We start from the raw sequence: 23,097 nt of genomic DNA on the forward strand, positions 1-23,097 counted from the left end.
GTTCGGACGAGCTCCGCCATGACCACAATGACGCTTTCCGATATCGCCAAGAAGATCGGGAATATCGATTTCTGCATGTTGGCGACGAAGGCAGAGACGGGTGCGATTTCCCATCGCCCGATGAGCAACAATGGCGATGTCGAATATGATGGCGACTCGTGGTTCTTTTCCCATGACGATACCAACAAGGTAGCCGACGTCCGTCGCGATCCGCGGGTGACACTATCGTTTACCGAACCACCAGGCCTTCTCGGAAAGCCCGGCATCTTCGTTTCCATCGAGGGCCGTGCGACGGTCATCCGCGATAGAACGCAGTTTCAAAAGCATTGGGTGGAGGGATTGGAGCGCTGGTTTGCCCAGGGTGTCGACACACCCGGTCTCGTGCTCATCAAGGTGCATGCCGACCGAATTCAATATTGGGACGGCGAGAAAAACGGTATCGTCCAGCTATAAGCGGCACGTTCATGGCGAGTGGGGGAGTGAAAGTCGGCCCTGTGAATTTCAGGTACACTGCGGAAGGCTTGACGGCTCACTTCGCAACGATCTTGTGCGATCACGCTGCACCGGGCGATGACGGCAGCCGGCTTCAGAAGGGAGGAACTCATGACCGAAAATATCGCTGAAAAGTCCTGCACCCCCTGCCGCGGCGGCATACCGCCGCTGACGAGGGACGAAGCCGCCGGGTATCTTTCCCAGATCCCAGGCTGGGAGTTGCTGGACGACGGGCATCTGATCCGCCGCAGCTTCAAGTTCGCCGATTTCAAACAGGCGCTGACCTTCGTCGATGAAGTTGGGCGGCTGGCCGAAGAGGAGGGGCATCACCCCGACCTCTGTTTCGGCTGGGGCTATGCGGAGGTATCGCTGCAAACCCACAAGATCAAGGGACTGCACGAGAACGATTTCATTTTGGCGGCGAAGGTCAACCACCTGCCGAGGTCATCTTGAATTCAGACAGCATCGACCTTGCCACCGTCCCTGGAACCGGATGGCCAATCTCGAAAGACGCGAATCTATGGCCGATCTTCGAAGCACAGATCATGAACACACCACGGCTGCGTACGCAGCACATCATTGGTACGCAGCTAGAATGTCGGCAGAGATCGTCCTCCTAACGCCGCCCCCCATTCGCACGCGCACATCGACCGGATTGCTGCTGTGGCAATTGATGTGGCGAGCACGGCGGAGCACTACGAAATGCCGCCCGAGGAGCGATGGGACAGTCGCTCGATAGGCGATGGGATGCGCAACGTTTGAGTTGACCGTTTTGGATGACGAGGCGACACTTGCAACCTGCAGCAAGGCGGGAGGAAAAACGATGGCCGAGCCAGACGGCTGGCGTCAAATGGCAAGCGCGCCAAAAAACGGCACTCGGATCCTTGTGACGATTCGCCCGTCCGAACAGGGGGCGGCAGAAGTTGACCTCGTGTATTGGTCGAAGGGCGATCAGTTCGGTGCAGAAGGCTGGCGCGCCTCTGATTCCTCGCCCGGCCGCATCGTCGAATATTCCGAGCCGGAATTGAAGTGCTGGATGCCGATGCCCTCGGCCAATCTCAATCGCACCTCGATGCCCTCACCCTGGGAAGGCGACGACGACAAAGAACTCGACGGGTCAGGGATTTAAGAGAGGCTCTCGCCATCTGTTCGTGTTTGGCTGACTTTCTCGTATAGGACGGATCAAGGGAACTCTTGAGACGTGCGCTTGCATTGGATCGCCTCAATCTCGATCCCGTGAAGCCTCCGACTCAACTGGCATTGGCGTGCGATCAGCGCGTCTGGGCTGAAGGCAGGGAGTATGCGGCACGGGGGGCGCCTCCTCGAGCTCTGAGCTGTTCGCTTCTATGAAGAACTCTATCTGGAAATCAACGGCACTCGGTAAAAGGGCCGCCCGATCCAGGTCAGGTACGTTTACTCTCGACGCCAATCGGTAACCAATAGGGCGCCAGTCGCTTTGGCAAGGACTACTGCCTGTCCTTAAATCGACCTCGATTTAAGGACAAAGACATGCAGCAATTCAAAAGCGCCACAGCGACCTTTGCGCGTCTGATATGACGCGCGACGTATCGGTGAGACAGGCACGGGCACTTCAGGAGAACTCATGTTTGACCATGTCAAGTTCGGAGTCAGCGACTATGCAGCGAGCAAGGCGTTCTTCCTCAAGGCACTCGAACCGCTCGGCGTAGCTGTTGTCTCGGAGGGGCCGCCGACCTACGGTGTCGAGCTTAGCCCAAAGGGTAAGGCTTCATTGTGCCTGTACCAAACCAAGGAAAAGCCGGCGCACCTTCACTTGGCGTTCACCGCCGAGAATCGCCAGCAAGTCGAAGCCTTCTATCGCGCGGCTCTGGCTGCGGGCGGCAAAGACAATGGTGCGCCCGGCCTGCGGCCGCACTACCACGCGAACTACTATGCAGCTTTCGTCATCGGTCCGGACGGGCACAACATCGAAGCAGTTTGCCACGAACCCGATGCCTGACCCATCGCTCGGCCTTCTTCTGACCCTGGTCATCGGCCTTCATGATCAGCATTTCCTTGGCGAGATAGTGGGATGGCTGAACTGGATCTGTTCGGCACGGCTGAGCGCATGGGCTAGATTGGCCACTTCGATATCGACATGCCGAGCTTCACCTTGTAAACGCGCGCACCGTCCGAGAGGGTTAATCTCGGCCTTGACGCCGAGTTCGCGGGTGATCGCGCTGCAGAGATCGACGTAGAAGTCAGGCGGGCAGCCGCGATAGCCGCCTAGACCATTTTTGTCACGAAAGCGGAATTTCCATTCTCCGGCTCCGGCGTCAAAACTCCGGAAATTCGCCGCGAGCTACAACGAGATTGTCACCCATGTCTTAGGTACGTTCTGCTACCTATGTCTCCGGGTCGTACAAGGAACTGAATGGTAGCGGAGGAGGGATTCGAACCCCCGACACAAGGATTATGATTCCTCTGCTCTAACCTACTGAGCTACTCCGCCGCCGGTGCCGTGGAAGCTTCTTGGAGAAGCCCGTCTCGGCTGGACGGGCGGCTTATAAGGTGCTGTTCCGGCTAGTGTCAAGCAATGTCTTCGGTAAAGTGTGAACTTTTGCCGATGCGCCGGACCGGGGCCGTTCAGGCCGCCGCAGGCTCACGCAGGAGCGCCTGGAGGGCCGCCTCGGCAGTCGGCTCGCGTTCGGACTTGCGGATGAATCCGCCGCCATAGACGCGGGCGTTCTCGCCGGTCCCGGAATAGAGCGCGCAGGCCTGGCCGGGCGCCACGCCCGCCTCGCCGTCGACAAGCTCGACATAGATGCCGTCGGCATTGCGCCTCAAGACGGCCGGCGCTGGCTGGCGGGTAGAGCGGACCTTGGCGAAGCATGCGAATCCGCGGACTGCCGCCTCGTCGATTTCCTCGTCGCCGAGCCAGTTGACGTCGCGCAGATAAATGCGGCGCGTCTCGAGCGCCTCCTTCGGGCCGACGATGACGCGGCGCGAGCGGGCGTCGAGATAGACGACATAGAGCGGCTCGCCGGTCGCCACCCCGATGCCGCGCCGCTGGCCGATCGTGTAGTGCAGGATGCCTTCATGCGTGCCGAGCACGCGCCCGTCGAGATGGACGATCTCGCCGGCGAGCGCCGCATTCGGCTTCAGCTTAGAGACGATGTCGCTGTACTTGCCCTGCGGCACGAAACAGATGTCCTGGCTGTCCGCCTTCTTGGCAACGACGAGGCCCATCTCCTCGGCGAGCGCGCGCGTCTCGGGCTTGGAGAGGCTGCCGAGCGGAAAGCGCAGATAGTCGATCTGCTCCTGGGTCGTCGCGAAGAGGAAATAGCTCTGGTCGCGCTCCGCGTCGGTCGGCCGATAAAGGGCGCGCTGCCCGGCATAGCGCGGCTTCGGGCTCGGCCGCGAACGGATGTAATGGCCGGTCGCAAGCGCGTCGGCGCCGAGCTCCTTGGCGGTCGTCAGGAGATCGGCGAATTTGACGGTCTGGTTGCAGGCAACGCAGGGGATCGGCGTTTCGCCGGCAATGTAGCTTTCGGCGAAGGGATTGATCACCGTCTCGCGGAAACGGGCCTCGTAATCGAGGACGTAATGCGGGATGCCGAGCGTCTCGCAGACGCGTCGCGCATCGTCGATGTCCTGGCCGGCGCAGCAGGAGCCGGCCCGATGCAACGCCGCACCGTGGTCGTAGAGCTGCAGCGTGATGCCGAGAACGTCGTAGCCCTCGCGTTTGAGCAGCCCGGCCACGACGGAAGAATCGACGCCGCCGGACATGGCGACGACGACGCGCGTATCTTCGGGCTTGCGGTCAAAATCGAGACTGTTCACGGGATCCAATCCGGCATCCGGACGCCGCCTGTTCCTGCAGACGTCCTGTTTTACCTATCGCATGCTTCCTTAAATCATAGTCGGCTTAAGGATAAACATGCAGCAATTCAAAGTGCTAAAGCGGCCTTTGCGCGTCCAATGACGCGCCGCACCTAGAGGCGGCGCGCTGATCACGATTGTGCCGGCGGCCTTGCTTCGGCTTTCTGTGCCGCGACATATAGAAACTTGTGCTTCGCGGGGCAAGAGCGCAGGCGTGCGAACCGTGGAGGCTGCCGACCGAGGCCGCACGCCTGCCTGACGTTCTCCGCGGCTCTCAGTGGCTCCGAGGTGTCTCAAATTATGAGCAAATTGTTACCGGCCACTTAGGCAAATGTTAAATGTGGCAAGCTAAGGTCGCCTCCATATGGTCTTGAGTTTGTGTAGAGAGTCCCATGACCGAAATGATGCGACCACGCGTGAAATATGTCATCGGCCCCGATGGCAGTCCTCTAACGATTGCGGATCTGCCGCCGGCCAACACCCGGCGCTGGGTAATCCGCCGGAAGGCCGAGGTCGTCGCTGCCGTGCGTGGCGGCCTTTTGAGCCTCGAAGAGGCCTGCGAGCGTTACACCCTCACCGTCGAGGAATTCCTCTCCTGGCAGTCCTCCATCAACGACCACGGTCTCGCCGGCCTGCGCACCACCCGCATCCAGCAATATCGCCACTGATCCATCCGCGACAGGGCCATACATCGAACCGGCGGCTCGGGACCTCCCGCAGCCGCCGGTTCCGTTTCTAAGATGCGCCGCAGTCGAAAGTCAGCTGTATCTTGCGGGATTATCGCTTAGCATCGGCTCGAAGAGCGGCCAAGGCAAAGGAAGCCCTATATGGAGATCACTGAGGAGAAGACGGATACCAAGGGCCGCTATGCGGCGACGGTCGAAGGACACACCGGCGAAATGACCTATTCCAGATCGTCGCCGCAGCTCGTGATCATCGATCACACCTTCGTGCCGGACGAATTGCGCGGCAAGGGCGTGGGACAGGCGCTTGCAAGACACGCGGTCGAGGAAGCGCGCCGGGGCGGCTGGAAGATCATTCCGCTCTGCCCGTTCATGCGCGCACAGGTCATGCGTCATCCGGATTGGCAGGACGCCGTCCAGGCATAGCCGCCGGCATCTTTGGTAAGACGATTGCCCGCCTCCCGAAAGGGAAGCGGGCCTTTGTGTTTCCCAAAGCAGGCCCTCCGTCGGTGCGGTCGAGGCTCACGCCGAGCGGCCGCCTCTTCTCAGGCGCGAAGCCGGGCCGACGAATCCCGCTCCTCAAGGGCTGCGGCCTTGGCATACTCGGCCTGAACCTCGGCAAGCGCCAGTTCGGCCGCGTCCTGCTGCACCTTCAGCTCACGGATCGACACCTGGAGATTGTCGGCACGCTGGCGCGCCGCCTTGGCGAAGGTCGGATAGGCAAAATGCGACGGATCGGAGATTCCCGACTTCTTTTCCTCGAAGACGATCTGGCTTTCGAGTTCCTTGGTCATCCGCTCGAACTCGGACATCATCATCTGAAGCTGGGTCAACTGACGCTGCTTCTCCCGCACCTGAAATTCCTTCAGGCGGGTAAGGCTCTCACGTGCTTTCATACGCAATACTCCCGTGGATAGCGAGACCCCGGTTACCGATTCCTGCGCCCGAATACCGGCCCGCGCGGGCCGGAAACAAAAAACGACTGCGGTCTTAACAAATACCTACCGCTGGTAACCTTTCGTTTACGGGCATCATTAATCATAGGTACGATGATTTAAGGCTCCGTAAATGCTGAGGTACGAAATGTGGCGCCTGCGGCATTTACGAGTCGAAAGAGTCAGATAGCGGCATTTCCTCATCTTTCGGATGAAGAGTGCCGTTTCAGATTCACCTTTAAAATCAGGAGACTGCTAAAAATATTTAACATTTTCGATACACCTTGCCAGAGTGAATCAGAATTTGTTAACCATTTGGTGGCAGCCTCCAAATCAGGCAACGACTGGATCCGTATCGCGTAAGGGGGCCACGACGACCTTGGGCGGCGGAAAAGGGGAAGACTATGCGGGTTCTACTGATAGAAGACGACAGCGCGACGGCGCAAAGCATTGAGCTCATGCTCAAGTCCGAGAGTTTCAACGTCTACACCACCGATCTCGGGGAAGAGGGCGTCGATCTCGGCAAGCTTTACGACTACGACATCATTCTCCTCGACCTCAACCTGCCGGACATGTCGGGCTACGAGGTGTTGAGAACGCTGCGCCTGTCGAAGGTCAAAACCCCGATCCTCATTCTCTCCGGCATGGCCGGCATCGAGGATAAGGTCCGGGGCCTCGGCTTCGGCGCCGACGACTACATGACCAAGCCCTTCCACAAGGACGAGCTGGTCGCCCGCATCCATGCGATCGTTCGCCGCTCCAAGGGCCACGCCCAGTCGATCATCGCCACCGGCGAGCTGATCGTCAACCTCGACGCCAAGACGGTGGAAGTCGGCGGCCAGCGCGTGCATCTGACCGGCAAGGAATACCAGATGCTCGAGCTCCTGTCGCTGCGCAAGGGCACGACGCTCACCAAGGAAATGTTCCTGAACCACCTCTATGGCGGCATGGACGAGCCGGAACTGAAGATCATCGACGTCTTCATCTGCAAGCTGCGCAAGAAGCTCGCCAATGCCGCTGGCGGCGCCAATTATATCGAGACGGTCTGGGGCCGCGGCTATGTGCTGCGCGAGCCCGACGGCAACGATTACCTGGAAACCGCCTGATTTCCGGGCGGGCGTCACCGCCGAACACAGACCTATTCCCCCGCAAACCCGCCGCACGGCGGGTTTTTGCGTTGTGAGACAGGATTTGGTCCTGTTCGAAAAACCGCCCTCGCCCATTTCATTTTCCGCGAATGCAAAAAGCCGCGGTACATACCGCGGCTGCGACGCTCGGATCTGCGCTATGCGAATGCGTCAGGCGGCCATGGATTGACTGGCAAAGACGCTCGTCAGAATCTTCCGGTCGAAGGGCTTCAGCAGGAAATCGTCCGCCCCGGCCCGCTTGCCGGCCATCATCTTCCTGAGATCCGCTTCGACGACGCAATAATAGATGCGCACCGACGCGCCCTCGGGCAGCCGGCGGATATTGGCGATGAGGTCGAGGGCGCCCTCGAGCCCGGAGTCGACGATCAGGATGTTCGGCAGTTCGGCCTCGCAGCGGACGAGCGCCTCGAGGCTGCTCGGCGCTTCGGACACCAGGAAACCCATGCCCGACAGTATGCGCTTCCCGACCTTTCTCACCACATCCGAGCCATCGGCAATCATCAAGCGCCGCATGTCCAACTCCTTCAGGCCTCATCGGACGCCAAAAGGCGTCCATGAAGCAAAACTAGAGAGATTTGGCAAAGAAACCGTTACCGCCACGGTTGACGGCCGATTTTCATTTCTCGCAAAGCAATAATCCGCCGAGACCTGTGAAACCCTCGCCGGAGTTGAGAGCAGCGGGACTTCGGCACCCGAGAAAAGAGAAAGGCCTCCGTCGCGGACGATGGAGACCTCTTTTCATGTCACGGGCGTGATCGGCGGGCGTAGTGGATCAGGCCTCGGTGCGAGCGGTGAAGACGATCTCCTCGCCGGTCGACGTGACATCGATCAGCATGCCGGCTTCCTCGGCGAGCAGGACCGTATAATAGGGCTGGATCGAGTGGGCGTCCACGGCTTCCTCGGGGGTGCCGGAAAGGAGTTCGGTCAGCCGCGGCGGAACGCGCATCATTCGCCCCTTTGCGACAAGGGTAAATACCGCATCGAACTCCGGGTTTTCCAGGGTGATGTCGATCGAGCCGCCGCGCGGGATTGCACCATAGGCAATCAGGAAGAGGTTCAGCAGCAGCTTGACGCGGTTCTTGGCGATGATCGCCCGCGGGCCGTTCCAAGTCACCTCGGTCTTCTTTTCCGCAGCGGCGAAGTCCTTGGCGGCCTTTTCCGCTTCGCCGGTGTCGATCGAGGCTCCGACCGAGCCGGAGGCGCCGAAGGCAAGCCGCGCGAACTTCAGCCGCACCGAGGCATTGAGCGCGCTGGTACGGATCAGGTCCATCGCATCGGCGTCGGCGCCGCCCTCGTCCAGGAGTTCGAGACCATTATTGATGGCGCCGACCGGCGAGATGATGTCGTGACACACCCGGCTGCAGAGCAGCGCCGCCAGATCGGGTCCCGTCAACGTCAGGTTCGGATTCTTTGCCATCATTCTTCCCGTTCGGTTCCATCAGCATATCGACGCCTTGCGTTCCCCGCCACGCCCGGCGAGGTCTTCGCCCGGGCCCGGCATAGCCCACGCGGCCCGCGCCGATCAATAGGCCATAATGACATCACATTTGGTAAACCGATTATTAAGAGGATCGGTTCAAATTGTCAGGGCACCCCCGGATTCCGAGTGGAACTACGGAAAGCGGATCAGGTGCACGCGTTCGAGACCCGCGCTGGCCCGCGCAACCGATGCATGAGCTGGTCATGACGGCCGGCCCGCGAGCCGCATTCGCGCCTGACGGAGGAAACGATGCAGCCGATCATGAAGGCAACCGCAATGGCCGTCCGCGCCATTCTGACGACAATCCTGCTGTTCAGCAGCGCCCTGATGTCCGCCGCGCTCGCCCAATCTCCAAATAGCAGCCAGTACACGATGCAGGAGATCGTCGACGCTGGCCACGGCTTCTTCGGCGAGACCTCCGGCGGGCTTGCCAAGGTCGTCGAGCGCGCCTTCGAGCGCTACGGCCTGCCGAACGGCTATATCCTCGGCCAGGAAGGGTCCGGCGCCTTCATCGCCGGCCTCACCTATGGCGAGGGCGAGCTCCACACCAAGAATGTCGGCCAGCATAGTGTGTTTTGGCAGGGCCCCTCCCTCGGGCTCGACTGGGGCGGGCAGGGCAGCCGGGCGATGATGCTCGTCTACAACCTGTCGAGCGTCCCGGCGCTCTACAAGCGCTTCGGCGGCGTTTCCGGCTCGGCCTACGTCGTCGCCGGCGTCGGCATGACGGTGCTGACCGACGAACACGTCGTCGTCGTGCCGATCCGCACCGGAATCGGCGCAAGGCTCGGCCTCAATGTCGGCTATCTGAAGCTGACACAGCAGCCGACCTGGAACCCGTTCTGATACCAAAAGGCCGCATGTAAGTTCTCTGGAGCGCGTAGCGGGCGTGCAATCCTGCAGTAATTGTTGCAGCTTTCGGGCCGTCGTGTTTACTGCGGAAGACGGAAGGAAACTGCCCAACCGCCATGGATGCATCGGTCCAGACTTGAAACGGCCAGCACGTGATTGAATATGCGCTCCTCTTTGCCCTGGGCTTCCTGACGGCGGCCATTACCGGCCTGCTGGTCGCGCCGGCCATCCAAAAGCGCATCGTCCGCTTCGCCGAGGACCGTTTGAAAGCGACGATGCCGCTCAGCCCACAGGAAGTTCGCGCCCAGAGGGACGCCGCGCGCGCCACCTTCGCCGTCGAGAACGCGAAGATGTCGCAGACGCTCCGCCGCGAGCGCGACAAGGGCGTGGCCTTGATGCTGGAGAAGGAAAGGGCGCTCACCGAGGCACAGCGATTGGCTGGCGAAAATACCGACCTCCACACGCAACTTGCCGACATGAACGTCGAGGCCGCCGACATGCGGTCGACCATCCGCCAGCTCGAGCTGCGGATCGCCGACATGCGGGCGACATTCGACAACCTGCAGCGCGACACCGGCGCCAAGAACGAGACAATCCGCGCCTTGAACGGCCAGCTCGACAGGCAGGCGACCGAACTCGACAACCTGCGCATCGACCTCGCGGCGCGCGAAACGCAGATCGAGCATCTGAGGAGCCGGGCCGCCAGTCTGAGCGACGAGCGCGAAGCCTTGCGCGCCAGTCTCAAGGGCGAAAACGCCCGGGCTCGCGAAATGGAGCTGCGCCTCGGCCGTGAAGAAAACCGCGTACGCCAGCTCGAAACCAAGCTCGCCCGAGAAGCGGCCGCCAATGCCGACCGCGAAAGCGCGCTCGAGCGGCGAGCGGAAGAAGTCGAGCGGCTGAAAACGCGGGTGAAGGCGGCAAACCAGGAAATCCGCGATGCGACGAAAGCGCTGCGCCTGGCCGGCGCCAAGCCGCCGAAGCGCGTGGAACAGCACCCTGCCGCGCAAGGGGTACCGATCGAGGGGGCGCATGACGCGCAGCATAATGTGGATCCCACCGTCCTCTCCGACGACCTGCGCAACCGCGCGACGGCGCTATCGGAACGCCTCGCCAATTCGAAGTCTGCGACCCATGACGAGGCGCTGCGCGAGGAGATGGCGCAGATCGCCGCCGGCATGGTGGCGCTCACGGCTGCGCGGGAAGGCTCGTCCTCGCCGATCCACGGCCTTCTCGGCCGAGAGGAGGCGGGGCAGCCGGGAGCCGGCAAGAGCCTGGCGACGCGGGCCAAGGAAATGCTGCCGCCTGAATGAAGGCGGCTCGGGCTTCCCCTCAGATTCGACCGTTGGCGCTGGCGACCTGATGCAGCGCGATGCCCGCGGCCATGGCGACGTTCAGGCTGTCGAGGCCCGGACGCTGGCGGATACGCGCGGTGCGGAGCGCGGAAAGGATCACCGCCGGCAGCCCCTCGCCTTCCGTCCCGACCAGCAATGCCGTGCGCGGCGACGGCGGAATTTTTGTGACGTCCGTCTCGCCGCGCGGCGAAAGGCCCCATATCGCGAACCCGGCGGCCTGAAGCCTTTCGATCAGGTCCGCGGCCGTCCCCTCGCGCGCGAAGGGGAGCGTCAGCGCCGATCCGACGGACACCCGAATCGACTTGCGGTACAGCGGATCGCAGCTCGATGCATCCATCAGCACTGCGTCGACGCCGAAGGCGGCGGCATTGCGGAACAGCGATCCCATATTGTCATGGTTCGATATGCCGCAGGCGGCAAGCACGAGGCTTGCGGTAGGAAGGGCGGCGATGAGGGCGTCACGGCCGGGCATCGCATCGGATCGGCCGAGCGCCAGAACACCGCGATGCATGTTGAAGCCGGCGATCGCGTCGAAGACCCGGGCATCGGCCACGTAGACCGGCACATCGGCGGGGAATTGTGCAAGCAGCTCTGCGACGCCGTCAAACCGGTTTTCGAGCAGCAGGATTGCCTCGGCGATGATGCCGCGCCCGGAGCGGTGCGCGGCCGCCAGCATCCGCAGGACGACCGTGCCTTCGGCAATGAAGCGGCCCTGCCGGCCAGTGAGATCCCGTTCCTTGATCGACAGGAAAGCGGCGATGCGCGGGTCCGACGGATCCTCGATGCGGATCGGAGGCGGTGCCGCGACCATCTCGTCACTGCGTCCTGACGGTGACGTCGGCGACGATGCGTCCCGCCTTTATGTCGAAAACGATCGCACGGGGTTCTGCGCCCGGCAGGCTGCCATAGAACAGCACCTGCGAACCGGACAGCGCCACGTTGGTCACCGAAAAGCCGGCCGGCAGCGCCGCAATCGCGGTCAGCGGCGCATCGCCCGGCACGCTGACCGCCGGCGGCGTCGCCTCCGCAGCGCCGTCGCTCCGCGTCAGCTTGTAGACAATCGTTCCGAGGACGGCCATAAGCATGATCAACATCACGCCGGCCGAAACGAGCTGCAGGCGCACCATCTTGCGGCGGACATTCTCCATCGCCGGGTCAAGCGGCTTGTCTTCCTGTTCGTCGGGCTCGATCGCGGTCATGGCTGGCTTTCTGTCGGAATTGAAACGGAATGAACGATCCCTTTAAACAAGCGACCGGCAATAGGAAAGTCCTGAGCGCCGACGAGAATGCCGCCGGGCGGTTGGATGCGTTTCTGACGGAGGCGCTTTCGGGCGAATTCTCCCGCAACCGCATCAAGGCCCTGATCGAACAGGGTGCCGTTTCGATCAACGGCATCACGGTGCTCGAACCCAAGCGCAAGGTGCACCCGGGCGACAGCTTCGAGATCGCCCTGCCCGCGCCCGAGGATCCGGAACCCAAGGGCGAGGACATTCCGCTCGAGGTTCTATTCGAGGACGATGATCTGATCGTGCTGGTGAAGCCGGCCGGTCTCGTCGTCCATCCGGGTGCTGGGAACTGGACGGGAACGCTCGTCAACGCCCTCATTCACCATTGCGGCGACAGCCTTTCCGGCATCGGCGGCGTCAGACGGCCGGGCATCGTTCACCGGCTGGACAAGGAAACGAGCGGCGTCATGGTCGTCGCCAAGAACGACACCGCCCACCGGCATCTCTCCGACCAGTTTGCCGACCACGGCCGCACCGGGCCGCTGGAGCGCGCCTATCAGGCGGTCGTCTGGGGCCGCCCCCGCCAATTGAAGGGCACGATCAATGCCGCCCTCGGCCGGGCCGGCGACCGCACGAAACGCGCCGTCAAGCGCGAGGAGAGCGATGATGCGCGCGAAGCGATCACCCACTACGAAGTGGTCGAGCGCTATCACGAGAAGCCGGACGGCACCTGTCTCGCTTCAATCGTCGAATGCCATCTGGAAACCGGCCGGACGCACCAGATCCGCGTCCACATGGCCCATATCGGTCATCCGCTGATCGGCGATCCCGACTATGGCGCCGCCTTCCGGACGAAGGCTAACCTGTTGCCCGAAGCCGCCAAGGGCGTGGTCAACCGCTTCTCCCGGCAGGCGCTGCATGCCTTCATGCTGCAGTTCGAGCACCCTGCCAGCGGCGACACGATGCATTTCGAAGCACCGATGCCGGCGGACATGCAGGAACTGGTCGCCGCCCTTCGCGCAGCCTCTTGAAATCGCTGCGAAGAATCCCGATTTTAGGGACGCTTCAATAGGAAATCTTCCTTCCTCCGGTCTCACGATAGCGTGAAACCGGACTCCTTGAATCATGCTTTCGCCGTACTTATCTTCTAGCCTCGTGGGGTCTGGACGAAGACCCACGCCCGGCCTGCCGTCCCGGAGGCCGGAGATGCACAAAGGGGGTGCTTCATGGCCCGCAACACGCTGCCGACCATTGCCGCTGGAGAGGGCGGCCTCAACCGCTACCTCGACGAAATCCGCAAATTTCCGATGCTCGAACCGCAGGAAGAGTACATGCTCGCCAAGCGGTATCAGGAGCATGACGACCGCAGCGCCGCCCACAAGCTGGTGACGAGCCATTTGCGCCTCGTCGCCAAGATCGCAATGGGTTACCGCGGCTACGGCCTGCCGATCGGCGAAGTCGTTTCGGAAGGCAATGTCGGCCTGATGCAGGCCGTCAAGAAGTTCGAGCCCGATCGCGGCTTCCGCCTGGCGACCTATGCCATGTGGTGGATCAAGGCGGCCATTCAGGAATATATCCTGCGTTCCTGGTCGCTGGTGAAAATGGGCACGACCGCCAACCAGAAGCGCCTGTTCTTCAATCTGCGGCGGCTGAAGGGCCGTATTCAGGCTCTCGACGAAGGCGATCTCAAGCCGGAGCAGGTGAAGGAAATCGCGACGACCCTGAAGGTCAGCGAGGACGAGGTCGTTTCGATGAACCGGCGCCTCTCCGGCGACGCGTCTCTCAACGCGCCGATCAAGGCCAGCGAAGGCGACTCCGGACAGTGGCAGGACTGGCTGGTCGACGAGCACGACAACCAGGAGGAAATCCTGATCGAGCAGGACGAGCTCGAAAGTCGCCGCGCCCTGCTCGCCAACGCGATGAAGGTCCTGAACGACCGCGAGCGCCGCATCTTCGAGGCGCGTCGCTTGACCGAAGATCCGGTGACACTGGAAGATCTTTCGACCGAATTCGACATCAGCCGTGAGCGCGTCCGCCAGATCGAGGTCCGCGCCTTCGAGAAGGTCCAGGAAGCAGTCCGCAAGGCGGCACTCGAGCGCGCCAATTCGCTCCGGGTCGTCGAGGGCGCCTGATCGACCTCACGCCTTCAGAACAAACAAAGGCCCGGCTGGACGCCATCCAGCCGGGCCTTTGTGTTTGTCTCGGTCTTCTTACTGGCCGCTCGCCGCGGCCGCGCTGCCGAGCGAACTCCAGGCCTGCATGGCCTTACTGAAGGCCTCCGTGCCGCTGGCGCCTTTCTCAAGGGTCAAGAGGGCGCGGCGGCCGTTGCGGTAGGTGATCGGGATGTCGATCCAGCTGCGGCTGCGCAAGAGTTCGGTGTTGCTGCCGACGGCTTCCGCGAAATCGTTGAGCGCGATCATGTGGAAGTCGTCGGTGATCTTCGCCGGGACGGCAATGAGCGGGTCACCGCGATCCTGCTCTGTGCGCTTCATCGATACGCGCTGCACGCCCTCGATAGCACCGCCCTCGAAGTTCTCGGGCAGCGAAAAGACGAATTCGATCACGTGGCTTGCCGGCAGCGACGGATCGACATTGCGCTTGATCGTCATCAGCGCCGTCATGCCCCGGTCCGGAACGGTGATCTGGGCCTGGATCGCCGGCTCGGGCTTGGCGTCGCCGCCTGGAGACTCCTCCTTGATGGACCAGGCGACAGCGCCCGGAACCGCCGTGGGCGAAGATTGGCCAAGCCGCTCCTCATAGAGGAACATTTTCTCGCCGTCGGCGATGGAAACTTCGGTCTGCGGCGCTCCGCTGTCCTGGTTGGTGGCGGGCTGTTGGGGCTGGGCGGCGGCCTGCTCAGGCCCCGCCGCGGCGCCCTGTGGCCGGCCGGCCTCCGTCTGCGGGGCGACGGACTTGCCCTCCTGCGCTATTTCGCTGCCGTTCGCGCCGGCGAGCCCTCCGTCGCGCTCGGAGCCATCGGCAAGCAAACGCTGGGTAAACTTGCTCGATTTGTCGTCCGGCAATGCCGTACCTTCCTGGGCGCCGGACTGTTCGCCCGGCTGCACGGCAGGCTCGCCCTCGCGGCCGGGCGGCGTTTGCGTCTCCGGACCGGCGGGGATGATTTTCGCGAGCATTGCGGAAAGCCAGGCATTGCCCGCTTCCCTGTTCACCCAATAGGCAAAGCCGCCACCGCCAAGGAGAAGCAGGATCACCGCAGCGATTGCCAGGCTTTTCACGTTGAAGCGGGATGGCTTGGGAGCAACGCGGTAGGAGGCAGGCCGCGGCGATACGGCCGCCGGCGCCACGTCGCCGACCTGGTCGTCTTCCTTGGCGGCAGCGTCCGAGTCGTTCGCCCTCCGGCCGGCCTCATCGAGGCCGAGCAGATCATCGATGTGATCCCATGCGGTGCCGGCGCGCTCCTCTTCGTTCGAAGCGGTCGGCGCTTTCTCCACGGGCCAGGCCCATTCAGAGACCTCCGGCTCAGCCGGCTTGTCCTTTCTGGTGTCGGCGGGCGCAGCGAAGGGATCGCTGTCGTCGAAGGACCAGGCCTGCGCCGTCTCCGCCTCAGCCGGCCGCGGAGCCGGGGCGCTTGTCTCGGGCTCCACCGGATGCATGCCGAGCCGCTCGGGGCCGGCCGCCTCCTGGCGCGGCGCCTCGGATGCCGGAGGCTCTTCACCGGCGCTTGCGGCGGGCGGGACGTCCTCCCACTCCGGCAGCGCCCATTCCGAAGGTTCCTGTTTCGCCGGTGCCGCCTCAGCCGGTGGAGCCTCTTCGCCGACCGGCTCTTCCGGAACCCTCTCTTCCTCAGGGCCTCCAACAATTGCCACGGGCTCGGGCTCGACCGGCGGCTCGTCGCGGTCGAATTCCTCCGTCTGCGGCTCGGAGGCGGTTGCCTCCTCGGCGGGCGCTTGCTGCCAGCTATCGACTTCCGCCACCGGCGGGGCTTCCTCGGCCGGAGAGAGTTCCTCCGCCGGGACGTATTCCTCTACCGTTGCGCCCCACTGCGGCTCGGCCGAGACGGCTTCCGGTTCCTCGCTTGTGGCAGGCGGTTCCTGTTCGTGCTCGCCCGCGGCGGCCAGGGTGGGCTCGGCTTCCCGGTGCTCCGGCACCTCTCGCGCAGCGGCGGGAACGACCTCATCGGCCGGGACCGGTTCTTCGAAGGCTTGCGGAGCCTCCGGCGCCGCCTCTTCTGCGGATTCCTCGGCGACGGCCTGCTCAACTTCGGCAGCCTCGGCCGGAACCGGCGCCGGCTCCGGCGAGACCGGAGCGGCAGCCTCCTGTTCGGCGGACGCTTCGGCTGCATCCGGCTCGAGCACTTCGGGCTGTTCGGGTGCTTCGGCTTCTTCGATTGCCGGCAGGGCCTCGGCGTGTTCGTTTTCGACCTCGGAAATCGCCAGTTCCAGCTTGTTCAACTGGCGATTGATCATGTCGTCCGATGGCCGCGGGGACATGTTCTCGAGCTGGCGGCGCACGGCACTGCGCGCCTTCTCGTAGACCCTGCCCCGCATTTCGGGTGTGTTTTCCGACAGGCCGTCAACGGTCCTGCGAATAACTGCAACAAAATCCGCCATCAGATGCTTTCTCAAATCCTAGTCATGCAGCCGCAATGCGGCGCCGCTTCCTTGCGCCGACACTAGTCCTCAAACGGGTCGGTCACAAGTATTGTGTCGTCGCGCTCCGGGCTCGTCGAAAGCAGTGCGACGGGCGCGCCGATCAGTTCCTCGACCTGGCGAACATATTTGATCGCCTGTGCCGGAAGATCGGCCCAGCTGCGGGCGCCGACCGTCGATTCCTTCCAGCCTTCGAGCGTAATATAGACTGGCTTTACCGAAGCTTGCTGCGCCTGACTTGCGGGAAGATGATCGATCTCTTGTCCGTCCAGAGTATAGCCGACGCAGATCTTGAGCTCGTCGAGGCCATCGAGCACGTCGAGCTTGGTGAGCGCGATGCCGGTGATGCCGTTGGCGGCGACCGACTGGCGCACCAGGGCGGCATCGAACCAGCCGCAACGGCGCTTGCGGCCGGTGACGGTTCCGAATTCGTGGCCGCGCTCGCCGAGGAACTGGCCGATTTCGTCGTTGAGTTCGGTCGGAAACGGTCCTTCGCCGACGCGCGTCGTATAGGCCTTGGTGATCCCGAGAATATAGCCGAGCGCGCCCGGTCCCATGCCGGAACCGGCGGCCGCCTGACCGGCGACCGTGTTCGAGGAGGTGACGAAGGGATACGTGCCGTGGTCGATGTCGAGCAGCGTCCCCTGCGCGCCCTCGAACAGGATGCGCGCGCCCTTGCGGCGCTGCCTGTCGAGCAACAGCCAGACCGTGTCCATGAACGGCAGCACGCGCGCGGCGACGGAGGAGAGTTCGTCCATGATCGCCTGGTGGCTGATTTCCGCTTCGCCGAGCCCGCGGCGCAGCGCGTTGTGGTGCGTCAGCAGCCGGTCGACCTTGGCCGGCAGGGTGTCGAGGTCCGCGAGATCCATGACGCGGATGGCCCGGCGGCCGACCTTGTCCTCATAGGCCGGGCCGATGCCGCGGCGGGTCGTGCCGATCTTGGTGCCGCTGTTCGAGGCAGCGTCCTCGCGGAAGCCGTCGAGTTCGCGATGCAGCGACAGGATGAGCGTGGCATTGTCGGCGATGCGCAGGTTGTCCGGTGTGATCTTGACGCCCTGGTTGCCGAGCTTGTCGATCTCCGCGATCAGCGCATGCGGATCGATGACGACGCCATTGCCGATGACGGCTAGCTTGCCGGGCCGGACGACGCCGGAGGGAAGCAGCGACAGCTTGTAGCTGACGCCGTCGATCACCAGGGTATGGCCGGCATTGTGGCCGCCCTGGAAGCGCACTACGATGTCGGCGCGCTCCGAGAGCCAATCCACGATCTTGCCTTTGCCTTCGTCACCCCATTGGGATCCGACCACCACGACGTTCGTCATATTTCTCTTCCTGTTCACGCGCGCACGAGGACGTTGCGCTGTTCTCAAACCCGCGCATCTATACTGTGTTGTCTTTCGGAAAGCGACCCCGTTATGCCCGGGGCCCGGCCCTTTTTGCATGACAAGATATGGCGTTAGCGCCTATATCTGCGAACTCTCCCGCCGGTTCGGCAATCCATTTCACCTCCATGCGGATCGCAGCGCCGTGAATTCCAAAGCCTATTTCTATCTCGCCATCACCGCGCTTTTCTGGGGCGGGAATTCGGTTGCCGGCAAGATGGCCGTCGGGCACGTCAGCCCGATGATGCTGACGACGCTGCGCTGGCTCGTCGCGCTCAGCGTCATTCTTGCGCTGATGACGCCGCAGATCCGCCGTGACTGGGACAAGATTCGCCGCCACTGGCTGCAGCTGCTCGCCTATGGCGCGGTTGGTTTCACGATGTTCAACGCCTTCCTCTATTCGGCGGTGAAATATACCAGTGCGATCAACGCCGTGATCCTTCAGGCCGGCATTCCGATGCTGATCTTCCTGTTCAATTTCGTGTTCTTCCGGACGAAGGTTTCGATCGCGCAGGTCGTCGGCTTCACCGTGACGCTGATCGGCGTGCTCACGACAGCCGCCCATGGCGACTTCACGAGCCTGATGCGGCTCAAGTTCAATTTCGGCGACGGGCTGATGATCCTCGCCTGCATCGTCTACGCCGTCTATACGGTCACTCTTCGCTGGAAACCGGCGATGCACTGGCAGAGCTTCATCGCGGCACCCGCCTTCGGCGCGCTCATCAGTTCCATCCCGCTGCTCGTCTGGGAAGCTCAAAGCGGCAGCGCCATCGTGCCGGACGCGACCGGTTGGGCGATCGTGCTCTATGCCGCGATATTTCCGTCGCTGATGTCACAGGTTCTCTATGTCCGCGGCGTCGAAATGATCGGCGCCAACCGCGCCGGCCTGTTCATCAACGCCATCCCGGTCTATGGAACGCTGCTTTCCGTTCTGCTCGTCGGCGAGACGTTTCACGCCTATCATCTGGTGGCATTGCTGCTCGTCCTCGGCGGCATCGCGATCGCCGAACACGGCCGGCCGAGGCCGCCGAAGTGACGGCACGCTTTATCGCGGCCCATGGTGAGCGCTCAAAAGAGAAACGCGCCGGATGGGGCCGGCACGTTTGCATTTCATATCCAAGCTGGAACAGCGTGGCTGCTCAATCGACGTTGAACACCAGCGGCTTCGCCTGGCGGATCGCCGCGTTGGCGCGCAGCTTGTCGAGCACCGTCTCGGAAACCGGACCATCGACGTAAAGCAGCGCGATCGCGTCACCGCCCTGCTTTTCGCGACCGAGCTGGAAGTTGGCGATGTTGACGCCGGCATCGCCGAGGGTCGTGCCGATGAAGCCGATCATGCCGGGAACGTCGGTGTTGGTGATATAGACCATGTGGTTGCCGACGTCGGCATCGAGGTTGATGCCCTTGATCTGGATGAAGCGCGGCTTGCCGTCGGAGAAGACCGTGCCGGCGACCGATCGGGTCTGGTTCGCCGTCTTCACCGTCAGCTTGATATAGCCGTCGAAGACGCCCGTCTTGTCGCGCTTGACCTCAGAAAGGATGATGCCCTTTTCCTTGATCATGATCGGTGCGGAGACCATGTTGACGTCAGCCACCTGAGGACGGATCAGGCCGGCGAGAACGGCGCTGGTCAGCGCCTTGGTGTTCATTGTTGCGGTCGACCCGTCATAGAGGATTTCGATTTCCTTGATGGCGCTTTCCGTCGCCTGCCCGACAAAGGCGCCAAGCACGTCGGCGAGGCGGATGAAGGGTTTCAGGATCGGCGCTTCCTCGGCGGTGATCGACGGCATGTTGATGGCGTTGGTGACGGCGCCCTTGACGAGATAGTCCGCCATCTGCTCGGCCACCTGCAGCGCCACGTTCTCCTGCGCCTCGGTGGTCGAGGCCCCGAGATGCGGCGTGCAGACGACGTTCGGCAGGCCAAAGAGCGGGCTTTCGGTGGCGGGCTCCACCTCAAAGACGTCGAAGCCCGCGCCGGCGACATGGCCGGACTTCAGCGCATCGGCGAGCGCCTTCTCGTCGACGAGGCCGCCGCGGGCACAGTTGATGATGCGCACACCCGGCTTGGTCTTGGCAATCGCCTCGGCGCTGAGGATGTTGCGCGTCTTGTCGGTCAGCGGCACGTGCAGGGTGATGAAGTCGGCCTGCGCGAGAAGTTCGTCCAGCTCGACCTTGACGACGCCCATTTCCTCCGCCCGCTCCTTCGACAGGAACGGATCATAGGCGAGCACGTGCATCTTGAGACCGATTGCACGGGCACAGACGATCGAGCCGATATTGCCGGCACCGATCACGCCGAGCACCTTGCCGGTAATCTCGACGCCCATGAACTTCGACTTTTCCCACTTGCCGGCCTGGGTGGAATTGTCGGCGGCGGGAAGCTGACGGGCGACCGCGAACATCAGCGCGACCGCGTGCTCGGCCGTGGTGATCGAGTTGCCGAAGGGCGTGTTCATGACGATGATGCCGCGGCGCGAGGCGGCCGGAATGTCGACATTGTCGACGCCGATGCCGGCGCGGCCGACGACCTTGAGATTGGCCGCCGCGGCGATCAGCTTTTCCGTCACCTTGGTGGCGGAGCGGATGGCGAGACCGTCGTAATTGCCGATGATCTCGGCAAGCTTCTCCTTGTCTTTGCCGAGCTTCGGCTGGAAATCCACTTCGACGCCGCGATCGCGGAAGATCTGAACGGCGGTTTCCGAAAGTTCATCGGATACGAGAACGCGAGGTGCCATGAAAGGCCTCCTTGGAACAGTGTCTGAACGGAATTGGAGTGGCTTCGCCCTTAAGAAGAGCGAAACGGTCGCGTCGGATCAGGCGGCGGCCTGCGAGAGCGTCGCTTTCTGGGTCTCGAATGCCCAGGTGAGCCACGGCATCAGCGCTTCCATATCGGCCGCCTCGATCGTCGCGCCGGACCAGATGCGGAGGCCGGAGGGAGCATCCCGATAGTGCCCGATATCGAAGGCGACGCCCTCCTTGTCGAGAAGCGCGACGAGGCCCTTGGCGAAGGCGGCCTGCGCATCGGCATCGAGGGCCGTCACGTCGCGGTCGACGATCTTCAGGCAAACAGAGGTGTTGGAGCGGGTCTCCGGCTTGACGGCCAGGTTGGCGATCCAGTCATTGGCGGCGACGAAACGGTGGATCAGGTCGGCATTGGCATCGGCCCGCGCGATCAGCCCCTTGAGGCCGCCGACCGACTTCGCCCAGAGAAGCGCGTCGATATAGTCCTCGACGCAGAGCATCGACGGCGTGTTGATCGTCTCGCCGGTAAAGATGCCCTCAATCAGCTTTCCGCCCTTGGTCATGCGGAAGATCTTCGGCAGCGGCCAGGCCGGTACATGGCTTTCCAGCCGTTCGACCGCGCGCGGGCTGAGGATCAGCACGCCATGGCCGCCCTCGCCGCCCAGAACCTTCTGCCAGGAGAAGGTGACGACGTCGAGCTTGGCGAAGTCGAGTTCCTGCGCGAATGCGGCCGAGGTCGCGTCGCAGATCGTCAGGCCCTTGCGGTCGGCGGGAATGAAATCGGCATTCGGGACGCGGACGCCCGAAGTCGTTCCGTTCCAGGTGAAGACGACGTCGCGGTCGAAATCGACCTTTGAGAGATCCGGCAGTTCGCCGTAGTCGGCCTCGAAGCGGCGGACGTCGGGAAGCTTCAGCTGCTTGATCACGTCGGTGACCCAGCCGGCGCCGAAACTTTCCCAGGCGAGCATGTCGACGCCTCGCGCGCCAAGCAGCGACCACAGCGCCATCTCGACGGCGCCGGTGTCAGAAGCGGGCACGATACCGATGCGGTAGTCGCCGGGCACCTCGAGAATTTCACGGGTAAGATCGATGGCTTGCTTGAGCTTCGTCTTGCCGATCTTGGCGCGGTGCGAACGACCGAGCGGCGCATCGGAGAGAGCTTCGAGCGTCCATCCGGGACGCTTGGCGCAAGGACCAGAAGAAAAATGGGTATTTGCCGGGCGCACGTCCGGCTTGGCAGGTTTCGTCATATGCTATCCTCTCAGATAGAAGCCCCTCGTTGGGGAGGGGTGTCCCGCCGTCCGAAATATTGTGGCGCAGAGAGGATGTCAAGCGGCTTGTGTCGCGTATGACACGATTTTTGGCGCTTCGAGCACATCGTGCTGTGTTGCAGACGGAGCCCTACCAGAGTGCGAACCGCAAGCCTGCGCGGATTTCGTGGCGGGAAAGGCCGTCATCATGGCCCTTGCTGCCGCTTGCACCGGCAAGCGCCTCGGCGCCGAAGCCAAACATGTCGCCCTCAGCGATGCGGGAATAGCGATAGCCGATGTCGAACTTTAGCCGGTCGGTAACGTCGTAGGAGAGACCCGCCATCACCGCATAGGTGAACCGCCAACTGTCGCGACCCTCATAGGAACCTCCCGCCGCCGCCCCGGAACAGGCACCGCCGCCGGCGATACAGGTCGAGCTTTCGCGAACCGTTTTCCAGTCGATATGCGTCGCGCCGATGCCGGCGCCGACATAGGGCGTGAAACCGGCGAGCGTCGCCAGATCGACATAGCCGTTCGCCATTAGCCCGAGAGCGGAGAAATTGCCGCTTTGGGAAAGCGCGCAGGACGTTCCGGCCCCCTCGCCCGCACAAGGGCCTGCGGTAAGCGACGAGCCGTTGAAACGGCCTTCGAAATATTCGGCTGTCAGATCGGCGCGGAAGACGTCGGTGATCCGATAGCCCACGCCGATCGTGCCGGAGACCGGCTCATCGAAACGGGCGTCGTCGAATGGAACATTGCTGTAGCTGCCGGTGCCGCTATTGAAATTGCGATAGAAGGGATCGCCCTCGCCTGTCCAGCCCGCATAGCCGATGTCGCCGCGCAGATAGAGGCGGCTGCCCGCTTCCTTTTCGGTGGAGATCGTGATCTCCGGCGCGTCGAGCAGATCTTCGTCGTTCGCCGCGGCTGCGTCGGCCAAGAGCAGGCCAGCGCTCAGAGCGATACCGAGAATTCCGTTCCGCCAGTCCATGTCGCATGCCCTCGCCAGTCGTCAACGCCACCCGTAAGTGCCTCGTTAACTATTGGCAGGGACAAGTTAACCAGCGGTTAAGCATGTTGATTGGGAAACTTTTAACGAATGCCTCTCGTC

General features: G+C 62.8%; 23 protein-coding genes, 1 tRNA gene and 1 pseudogene. 12 read left to right on the forward strand and 13 right to left on the reverse strand.

Translation table 11 applies throughout. The features are described from left to right. Positions 1 to 18 precede the first annotated feature (18 nt). The 4 genes from NXT3_RS16445 (at position 19) to NXT3_RS16460 (ending at position 2,470) form a co-directional block, all read left to right on the forward strand. On the forward strand, positions 19 to 453 hold the full coding sequence (locus tag NXT3_RS16445; protein WP_037419970.1) for a pyridoxamine 5'-phosphate oxidase family protein: 435 nt from the start codon (positions 19 to 21) through the stop codon (positions 451 to 453). 150 nt (positions 454 to 603) lie between these two features. After that, entirely contained in the window at positions 604 to 945 is a 342-nt protein-coding gene (locus NXT3_RS16450; protein ID WP_037419973.1) for a 4a-hydroxytetrahydrobiopterin dehydratase, read from the forward strand. Positions 946 to 1,315: 370 nt separating this feature from the next. Beyond that, positions 1,316 to 1,621, forward strand: a complete 306-nt coding sequence (locus NXT3_RS16455) for a hypothetical protein (protein ID WP_037419976.1) — start codon at positions 1,316 to 1,318, stop codon at positions 1,619 to 1,621. A gap of 474 nt (positions 1,622 to 2,095) precedes the next feature. Next, complete coding sequence (locus NXT3_RS16460; protein WP_097526631.1) at positions 2,096 to 2,470, forward strand: VOC family protein; 375 nt, start codon at positions 2,096 to 2,098, stop codon at positions 2,468 to 2,470. A gap of 7 nt (positions 2,471 to 2,477) precedes the next feature. On the opposite strand, the pseudogene NXT3_RS32420 reads toward NXT3_RS16460, so the two are convergent. The 3 genes and pseudogenes from NXT3_RS32420 to mnmA form a co-directional block, all read right to left on the reverse strand. Beyond that, a pseudogene (locus tag NXT3_RS32420) lies at positions 2,478 to 2,710 on the reverse strand (transporter substrate-binding domain-containing protein); the annotation flags it as partial. Positions 2,711 to 2,885: 175 nt separating this feature from the next. Next, a tRNA-Met gene (locus tag NXT3_RS16470) sits at positions 2,886 to 2,962 on the reverse strand. Between the two features lie 134 nt (positions 2,963 to 3,096). Beyond that, positions 3,097 to 4,293 carry a tRNA 2-thiouridine(34) synthase MnmA gene (mnmA, locus tag NXT3_RS16475; RefSeq protein WP_097526717.1) on the reverse strand — a complete coding sequence of 399 codons (1,197 nt, stop codon included), beginning with the start codon at positions 4,291 to 4,293 and terminating at the stop codon, positions 3,097 to 3,099. A gap of 431 nt (positions 4,294 to 4,724) precedes the next feature. Between mnmA and NXT3_RS16480 the strand changes: the two genes are divergently transcribed. Together NXT3_RS16480 and NXT3_RS16485 are read left to right on the forward strand one after the other, a co-directional pair. Further along, positions 4,725 to 5,000, forward strand: a complete 276-nt coding sequence (locus tag NXT3_RS16480) for a CtrA inhibitor SciP (protein ID WP_003527546.1) — start codon at positions 4,725 to 4,727, stop codon at positions 4,998 to 5,000. A 159-nt stretch (positions 5,001 to 5,159) separates the two neighbouring features. After that, positions 5,160 to 5,441 (forward strand): GNAT family N-acetyltransferase, encoded by a 282-nt coding sequence (locus NXT3_RS16485; protein WP_037419985.1) that lies wholly within the window; start codon positions 5,160 to 5,162, stop codon positions 5,439 to 5,441. 119 nt (positions 5,442 to 5,560) lie between these two features. On the opposite strand, the gene NXT3_RS16490 is transcribed toward NXT3_RS16485, so the two are convergent. Beyond that, complete coding sequence (locus NXT3_RS16490) at positions 5,561 to 5,911, reverse strand: hypothetical protein (RefSeq protein WP_037419987.1); 351 nt, start codon at positions 5,909 to 5,911, stop codon at positions 5,561 to 5,563. A gap of 443 nt (positions 5,912 to 6,354) precedes the next feature. On the opposite strand from NXT3_RS16490, the gene ctrA reads away from it, so the two are divergent. Continuing rightward, on the forward strand, positions 6,355 to 7,056 hold the full coding sequence (ctrA, locus tag NXT3_RS16495; RefSeq protein ID WP_012709262.1) for a response regulator transcription factor CtrA: 702 nt from the start codon (positions 6,355 to 6,357) through the stop codon (positions 7,054 to 7,056). A 192-nt stretch (positions 7,057 to 7,248) separates the two neighbouring features. On the opposite strand, the gene NXT3_RS16500 is transcribed toward ctrA, so the two are convergent. After that, positions 7,249 to 7,611 (reverse strand): response regulator, encoded by a 363-nt coding sequence (locus NXT3_RS16500; RefSeq protein ID WP_037388773.1) that lies wholly within the window; start codon positions 7,609 to 7,611, stop codon positions 7,249 to 7,251. Positions 7,612 to 7,870: 259 nt separating this feature from the next. After that, positions 7,871 to 8,515 (reverse strand): histidine phosphotransferase ChpT, encoded by a 645-nt coding sequence (gene chpT / locus NXT3_RS16505; RefSeq protein WP_176536630.1) that lies wholly within the window; start codon positions 8,513 to 8,515, stop codon positions 7,871 to 7,873. A 312-nt stretch (positions 8,516 to 8,827) separates the two neighbouring features. Here chpT and NXT3_RS16510 point away from each other — a divergent pair, with 312 nt between their 5' ends. After that, entirely contained in the window at positions 8,828 to 9,421 is a 594-nt protein-coding gene (locus NXT3_RS16510; protein WP_050988267.1) for a DUF1134 domain-containing protein, read from the forward strand. 158 nt (positions 9,422 to 9,579) lie between these two features. Then, positions 9,580 to 10,737, forward strand: a complete 1,158-nt coding sequence (locus NXT3_RS16515) for a coiled-coil domain-containing protein (RefSeq protein WP_104839705.1) — start codon at positions 9,580 to 9,582, stop codon at positions 10,735 to 10,737. Positions 10,738 to 10,756: 19 nt separating this feature from the next. Here the strand turns inward: NXT3_RS16515 and NXT3_RS16520 are convergent, their stop codons facing one another. Together NXT3_RS16520 and NXT3_RS16525 are read right to left on the reverse strand one after the other, a co-directional pair. Further along, the gene (locus tag NXT3_RS16520; RefSeq protein WP_104839706.1) at positions 10,757 to 11,590 is read right to left on the reverse strand and encodes a TrmH family RNA methyltransferase; all 834 of its coding nucleotides are present in this window, start codon (positions 11,588 to 11,590) and stop codon (positions 10,757 to 10,759) included. A 4-nt stretch (positions 11,591 to 11,594) separates the two neighbouring features. Beyond that, positions 11,595 to 11,978 carry a hypothetical protein gene (locus NXT3_RS16525; protein ID WP_037420003.1) on the reverse strand — a complete coding sequence of 128 codons (384 nt, stop codon included), beginning with the start codon at positions 11,976 to 11,978 and terminating at the stop codon, positions 11,595 to 11,597. A 29-nt stretch (positions 11,979 to 12,007) separates the two neighbouring features. Here NXT3_RS16525 and NXT3_RS16530 point away from each other — a divergent pair, with 29 nt between their 5' ends. Together NXT3_RS16530 and rpoH are read left to right on the forward strand one after the other, a co-directional pair. Next, complete coding sequence (locus NXT3_RS16530) at positions 12,008 to 13,036, forward strand: RluA family pseudouridine synthase (RefSeq protein ID WP_097526636.1); 1,029 nt, start codon at positions 12,008 to 12,010, stop codon at positions 13,034 to 13,036. Between the two features lie 195 nt (positions 13,037 to 13,231). Then, complete coding sequence (gene rpoH / locus NXT3_RS16535) at positions 13,232 to 14,137, forward strand: RNA polymerase sigma factor RpoH (protein WP_037388791.1); 906 nt, start codon at positions 13,232 to 13,234, stop codon at positions 14,135 to 14,137. A 78-nt stretch (positions 14,138 to 14,215) separates the two neighbouring features. Here the strand turns inward: rpoH and NXT3_RS16540 are convergent, their stop codons facing one another. Next, positions 14,216 to 16,576, reverse strand: a complete 2,361-nt coding sequence (locus tag NXT3_RS16540; protein WP_199773304.1) for a hypothetical protein — start codon at positions 16,574 to 16,576, stop codon at positions 14,216 to 14,218. Between the two features lie 62 nt (positions 16,577 to 16,638). Beyond that, positions 16,639 to 17,937, reverse strand: coding sequence for an adenylosuccinate synthase (locus tag NXT3_RS16545; RefSeq protein ID WP_037420007.1), 1,299 nt, complete (start codon positions 17,935 to 17,937; stop codon positions 16,639 to 16,641). A gap of 205 nt (positions 17,938 to 18,142) precedes the next feature. Between NXT3_RS16545 and NXT3_RS16550 the strand changes: the two genes are divergently transcribed. Beyond that, positions 18,143 to 19,033 (forward strand): DMT family transporter, encoded by an 891-nt coding sequence (locus NXT3_RS16550; protein WP_037420159.1) that lies wholly within the window; start codon positions 18,143 to 18,145, stop codon positions 19,031 to 19,033. A 103-nt stretch (positions 19,034 to 19,136) separates the two neighbouring features. On the opposite strand, the gene serA is transcribed toward NXT3_RS16550, so the two are convergent. From serA to NXT3_RS16565, 3 genes are all read right to left on the reverse strand, one after another. Further along, a complete protein-coding gene (gene serA / locus NXT3_RS16555) occupies positions 19,137 to 20,732 on the reverse strand; it encodes a phosphoglycerate dehydrogenase (RefSeq protein ID WP_037420008.1) in 1,596 nt (531 codons plus the stop codon). A gap of 78 nt (positions 20,733 to 20,810) precedes the next feature. Further along, on the reverse strand, positions 20,811 to 21,989 hold the full coding sequence (locus NXT3_RS16560) for a phosphoserine transaminase (protein ID WP_097526638.1): 1,179 nt from the start codon (positions 21,987 to 21,989) through the stop codon (positions 20,811 to 20,813). Positions 21,990 to 22,140: 151 nt separating this feature from the next. Beyond that, positions 22,141 to 22,977, reverse strand: coding sequence for an outer membrane protein (locus NXT3_RS16565; protein ID WP_097526639.1), 837 nt, complete (start codon positions 22,975 to 22,977; stop codon positions 22,141 to 22,143). Positions 22,978 to 23,097: the final 120 nt, after the last annotated feature.

Origin of the sequence: Sinorhizobium fredii (assembly GCF_002944405.1) — a bacterium.
In the GTDB taxonomy this organism is placed as follows: Bacteria; Pseudomonadota; Alphaproteobacteria; order Rhizobiales; family Rhizobiaceae; genus Sinorhizobium; species Sinorhizobium fredii_C.

Coding starts and splice junctions, on each gene's coding strand:
- NXT3_RS16445 (WP_037419970.1), top strand. CDS start 19: ATGACCACAATGACGCTTTCCGATATCGCCAAGAAGATCGGGAATATC.
- NXT3_RS16450 (WP_037419973.1), top strand. CDS start 604: ATGACCGAAAATATCGCTGAAAAGTCCTGCACCCCCTGCCGCGGCGGC.
- NXT3_RS16455 (WP_037419976.1), top strand. CDS start 1,316: ATGGCCGAGCCAGACGGCTGGCGTCAAATGGCAAGCGCGCCAAAAAAC.
- NXT3_RS16460 (WP_097526631.1), top strand. CDS start 2,096: ATGTTTGACCATGTCAAGTTCGGAGTCAGCGACTATGCAGCGAGCAAG.
- NXT3_RS16480 (WP_003527546.1), top strand. CDS start 4,725: ATGACCGAAATGATGCGACCACGCGTGAAATATGTCATCGGCCCCGAT.
- NXT3_RS16485 (WP_037419985.1), top strand. CDS start 5,160: ATGGAGATCACTGAGGAGAAGACGGATACCAAGGGCCGCTATGCGGCG.
- NXT3_RS16490 (WP_037419987.1), bottom strand. CDS start 5,911: ATGAAAGCACGTGAGAGCCTTACCCGCCTGAAGGAATTTCAGGTGCGG.
- ctrA (WP_012709262.1), top strand. CDS start 6,355: ATGCGGGTTCTACTGATAGAAGACGACAGCGCGACGGCGCAAAGCATT.
- NXT3_RS16500 (WP_037388773.1), bottom strand. CDS start 7,611: ATGCGGCGCTTGATGATTGCCGATGGCTCGGATGTGGTGAGAAAGGTC.
- chpT (WP_176536630.1), bottom strand. CDS start 8,515: ATGGCAAAGAATCCGAACCTGACGTTGACGGGACCCGATCTGGCGGCG.
- NXT3_RS16510 (WP_050988267.1), top strand. CDS start 8,828: ATGCAGCCGATCATGAAGGCAACCGCAATGGCCGTCCGCGCCATTCTG.
- NXT3_RS16520 (WP_104839706.1), bottom strand. CDS start 11,590: ATGGTCGCGGCACCGCCTCCGATCCGCATCGAGGATCCGTCGGACCCG.
- NXT3_RS16525 (WP_037420003.1), bottom strand. CDS start 11,978: ATGACCGCGATCGAGCCCGACGAACAGGAAGACAAGCCGCTTGACCCG.
- NXT3_RS16530 (WP_097526636.1), top strand. CDS start 12,008: ATGAACGATCCCTTTAAACAAGCGACCGGCAATAGGAAAGTCCTGAGC.
- rpoH (WP_037388791.1), top strand. CDS start 13,232: ATGGCCCGCAACACGCTGCCGACCATTGCCGCTGGAGAGGGCGGCCTC.
- NXT3_RS16540 (WP_199773304.1), bottom strand. CDS start 16,576: ATGGCGGATTTTGTTGCAGTTATTCGCAGGACCGTTGACGGCCTGTCG.
- NXT3_RS16545 (WP_037420007.1), bottom strand. CDS start 17,937: ATGACGAACGTCGTGGTGGTCGGATCCCAATGGGGTGACGAAGGCAAA.
- serA (WP_037420008.1), bottom strand. CDS start 20,732: ATGGCACCTCGCGTTCTCGTATCCGATGAACTTTCGGAAACCGCCGTT.
- NXT3_RS16560 (WP_097526638.1), bottom strand. CDS start 21,989: ATGACGAAACCTGCCAAGCCGGACGTGCGCCCGGCAAATACCCATTTT.
- NXT3_RS16565 (WP_097526639.1), bottom strand. CDS start 22,977: ATGGACTGGCGGAACGGAATTCTCGGTATCGCTCTGAGCGCTGGCCTG.